The 3601-nt window shown below is 41.0% G+C and carries 3 protein-coding genes and 1 pseudogene; 2 read left to right on the top strand and 2 right to left on the bottom strand.

Annotated features, from left to right (window positions below):
* Window positions 1-89: 89 nt before the first annotated feature.
* Window positions 90-206 (bottom strand): annotated as a pseudogene (locus RWO85_RS09945) (SAM-dependent chlorinase/fluorinase); the annotation flags it as partial.
* 227 nt (window positions 207-433) lie between these two features.
* Between RWO85_RS09945 and trkA the strand changes: the two are divergent.
* Together trkA and RWO85_RS09935 are read left to right on the top strand one after the other, a co-directional pair.
* Window positions 434-1783: a Trk system potassium transporter TrkA gene (gene trkA, locus RWO85_RS09940; RefSeq protein ID WP_314415672.1), complete on the top strand. Its 1350-nt coding sequence runs from the start codon at window positions 434-436 to the stop codon at window positions 1781-1783.
* Window positions 1784-1786: 3 nt separating this feature from the next.
* Window positions 1787-3226 (top strand): TrkH family potassium uptake protein, encoded by a 1440-nt coding sequence (locus RWO85_RS09935; RefSeq protein WP_314415670.1) that lies wholly within the window; start codon window positions 1787-1789, stop codon window positions 3224-3226.
* A gap of 44 nt (window positions 3227-3270) precedes the next feature.
* Here RWO85_RS09935 and RWO85_RS09930 read toward each other — a convergent pair whose 3' ends face one another.
* Window positions 3271-3399: a hypothetical protein gene (locus tag RWO85_RS09930; RefSeq protein WP_314415669.1), complete on the bottom strand. Its 129-nt coding sequence runs from the start codon at window positions 3397-3399 to the stop codon at window positions 3271-3273.
* Window positions 3400-3601: the final 202 nt, after the last annotated feature.

Here is a 3601-nt window from a genome sequence, read left to right as displayed (position 1 = left end):
AACGGTCACCAAATTCTGGTTCCAGCTTGTAAAATTCTTCTCGTGTGATAGAGGTTCGAAGCGAACCAAAACGCACATCCAGAATATCAATAGCTCCCCTCAAAAATATTATAAGGCGTGATATCGTGCGTCAAGTGATGGATTTTTATGGTTGGAGACTCTTCTAAAGCCACTCCAATCATAGCCGATACCGCACCATCAAGCAGACCAAAGTCTGATTATAATACCAGTAAATTATTATTCATTTTATCTCCTTGTATATCCTTTATCATACCATATTTCAGAGAAAGGTGCTAATAGCTATTTTAATTGCTTAGGGTATAGTTTTACCTTATAGCAAATTTCCTACTAAAAACTCTGGTGATTAGCTAGTAGGTGCATTTTTTCTTGAAAAAAGGTATGATAGTTACATCATGAAAAAGTAGGTTTTATTATGAAAATTATCCTTGTCGGAGGGGGAAAAGTTGGCTCTGCCCTCTGTCGCTCTTTGGTTGCAGAAAAGCATGATGTTTTGCTGATTGAGCAAGACGAAGCTGTTCTCAATCATATTGTTAATCGCTTTGATATCATGGGTATCCTTGGTAACGGGGCCGATTTCACCATCCTTGAGCAAGCCAGTGTTCAGGATTGCGATATCTTTATCGCCTTGACTGAATACGATGAAGTGAACATGATTGCAGCCGTTCTAGCCAAAAAAATGGGGGCTAAAGAAACCATCGTTCGGGTGCGAAATCCTGAATACTCTAACTCTTATTTCAAAGAAAAGAATATTCTCGGCTTTTCTCTTATCGTAAATCCTGAGCTCTTGGCTGCCCGCGCTATCGCCAATATCATTGACTTCCCCAACGCCCTATCTGTCGAACGCTTTGCTGGTGGACGCGTTAGCCTCATGGAATTTGTCGTCAAATCCACTAGTGGTCTTTGCCAAATGCCCATTTCTGATTTTCGGAAAAAATTTGGCAACGTCATTGTCTGCGCCATAGAGAGGGATCATCAAATTATCATCCCAAGTGGTGATATGACCATACAGGACAAAGATAGAATATTTGTCACTGGTAACCGTGTTGATATGATGCTCTTCCATAATTATTTCAAATCTCGTGCTGTGAAGAGCCTTCTCATCGTTGGAGCAGGTAGAATTGCCTATTATCTACTAGGTATCCTCAAAGACAGTCGTATCGATACCAAAGTCATCGAGATCAACCCTGAAAGGGCACGTTTCTTTAGTGAGAAATTCCCAAATCTCTACATCGTTCAAGGAGATGGTACCGCAAAAGATATCCTGCTGGAAGAAAGTGCCCAAAACTATGATGCAGTAGCAACCCTAACAGGAGTTGACGAAGAGAATATTATTACTTCTATGTTCCTTGATAGTATCGGAGTGCAAAAAAATATTAGCAAGGTTAACAGAACTAGTCTCCTTGAAATTATCCATGCGCCTGATTTTTCAAGTATCATCACACCTAAAATCATCGCTGTAGATACAATCATGCACTTTATTAGAGGTCGGGTTAATGCCCAGTATTCAGACCTTCAGGCCATGCACCATCTAGCCAATGGCCAAATCGAAACCCTGCAATTCCATATCAAGGAAGCCAATAAAATGACTGCCAAACCTCTTTCTCAACTGAAATTGAAAAAAGGGGTTCTTATTGCAGCCATCATTCGAAGGGGCAAGACTATTTTCCCTACTGGGGAGGATACGCTTGAAGTCGGAGACAAGCTCCTAGTAACAACCTTATTGCCAAACATCACCAAGATTTATGATTTGATTGCGAGGTAAGAAATGAATAAAAGTATGATTCGTTACCTCCTTTCAAAGTTACTTTTGATTGAAGCTGTTCTCCTCTTGGTTCCTGTTGCGATTGCCATCTACTACCATGAATCGAGCCAAGTCTTTACAGCCCTCTTTACAACGATTGGGATTCTCGTATTACTAGGCGGTTCAGGAATTTTACAAAAGCCAAAAAATCAACGGATTTATGCCAAGGAGGGAGTCTTAATTGTTGCCCTCTGTTGGATCCTTTGGTCTTTCTTTGGTGGTCTCCCCTTTGTCTTTGCTAGACAAATTCCCAGCCTTATCGATGCCTTTTTTGAAATCAGTTCTGGCTTTACAACTACTGGAGCAACTATTCTGAACGACGTTTCGGTTCTCAGTCGTTCCCTCCTCTTCTGGCGCAGTTTTACCCACTTGATTGGAGGGATGGGAGTGCTTGTTTTTGCACTTGCTATTATGGATAATGCCAAGAATAGTCACCTAGAAGTGATGAAGGCTGAGGTTCCTGGTCCTGTCTTTGGCAAGGTTGTATCCAAACTAAAAAACACTGCCCAGATTCTCTATCTCCTTTATCTAGCTCTCTTCTCCCTCTTTGTCATCATCTATTATCTAGCTGGCATGCCCCTATTTGATAGTTTTGTCATTGCCATGGGAACAGCAGGTACAGGAGGTTTTACAGTCTATAACGATGGAATTGCCCACTATGGTAGCTCACTGATTACCTATCTAGTTAGTATCGGAGTTTTGGTTTTTGGGGTAAATTTCAATCTCTACTACTACCTCATGCTCCGTCGGATCAAGGCCTTCTTTGGAGACGAAGAACTTAGGTCTTACTTAGCCATCGTTCTAATTTCTACAGGCTTGATTAGCCTTAATACTCTCTATCTCTACCCGGGATTTTCCAAAAGCTTTGAAATGGCCTTCTTCCAGGTTTCCAATATCATTACAACAACTGGTTTTGGATATGGAGATATTACCAACTGGCCCCTCTTCTCCCAGTTTATCCTCCTCTTCCTCATGGCAATCGGTGGTTCTGCTGGTTCAACCGCAGGTGGACTCAAGGTTATTCGAGGCCTCATCCTTTCAAAAATTGCTAAAAACCAGATTTTGTCAATTCTATCACCCCACCGTGTTTTGACCCTACATGTTAATAAAACGGTGATTGACAAGGATACCCAGCATAAAATTCTCAAGTACTTTGTCATCTATGCTATGATTTTGCTAGCGCTTATCTTTATTGTCAGCCTAGACAGCAATGATTTTCTGGTTGTGACTAGCGCTGTCTTTAGCTGTTTCAATAATATCGGGCCTATTCTAGGAACCACTTCTAGCTTCGCAATCTTTAGTCCTATCTCAAAAATTCTCCTCTCCTTTGCAATGATTGCAGGTCGATTAGAGATTTACCCAATCCTACTTCTCTTTATGAAAAGAACTTGGTCTAAGAGATAAAATACAACCACACCTTGTATCTAACAAAGTGTGGTGTTTTTATACTATTCAAACCATGTCAACGTCACCTTGCCGTAGGTATGGTTACTGACTTCGTCAGTTCTATCCACTACCTCAAAACAGTGTTTTGAGCATCCTGCGGTTAGTTTCCTAGTTTGCTCTTTAATTTTCATTGAGTATCAAATACCTCCCGTATCTTTGAATCTCGGTCAGACATTTCAGTACCTGACTTAAGGAATTTAAGAACCCCAAAAACCCTCAGTCGACTGACCGAGGGTTCCTTATTTCATTATTCAAGAACTTGATTAGCTCAAGGCATCCAATGCATCATCCATTGAAAGAACTTCGTGGAAGACACGTTGTGTCAATTCAGTT

This window comes from uncultured Streptococcus sp. (assembly GCF_963521865.1).
In the GTDB taxonomy this organism is placed as follows: Bacteria; Bacillota; Bacilli; order Lactobacillales; family Streptococcaceae; genus Streptococcus.
Note: the sequence above shows the minus strand (reverse complement) of the source record. Positions and strands in the feature narration are given on the sequence as shown.

Excerpts from the sequence above, each read along its gene's own strand:
- trkA (WP_314415672.1), top strand. The coding sequence starts at position 434 with ATGAAAATTATCCTTGTCGGAGGGGGAAAAGTTGGCTCTGCCCTCTGT.
- RWO85_RS09935 (WP_314415670.1), top strand. The coding sequence starts at position 1,787 with ATGAATAAAAGTATGATTCGTTACCTCCTTTCAAAGTTACTTTTGATT.
- RWO85_RS09930 (WP_314415669.1), bottom strand. The coding sequence starts at position 3,399 with ATGAAAATTAAAGAGCAAACTAGGAAACTAACCGCAGGATGCTCAAAA.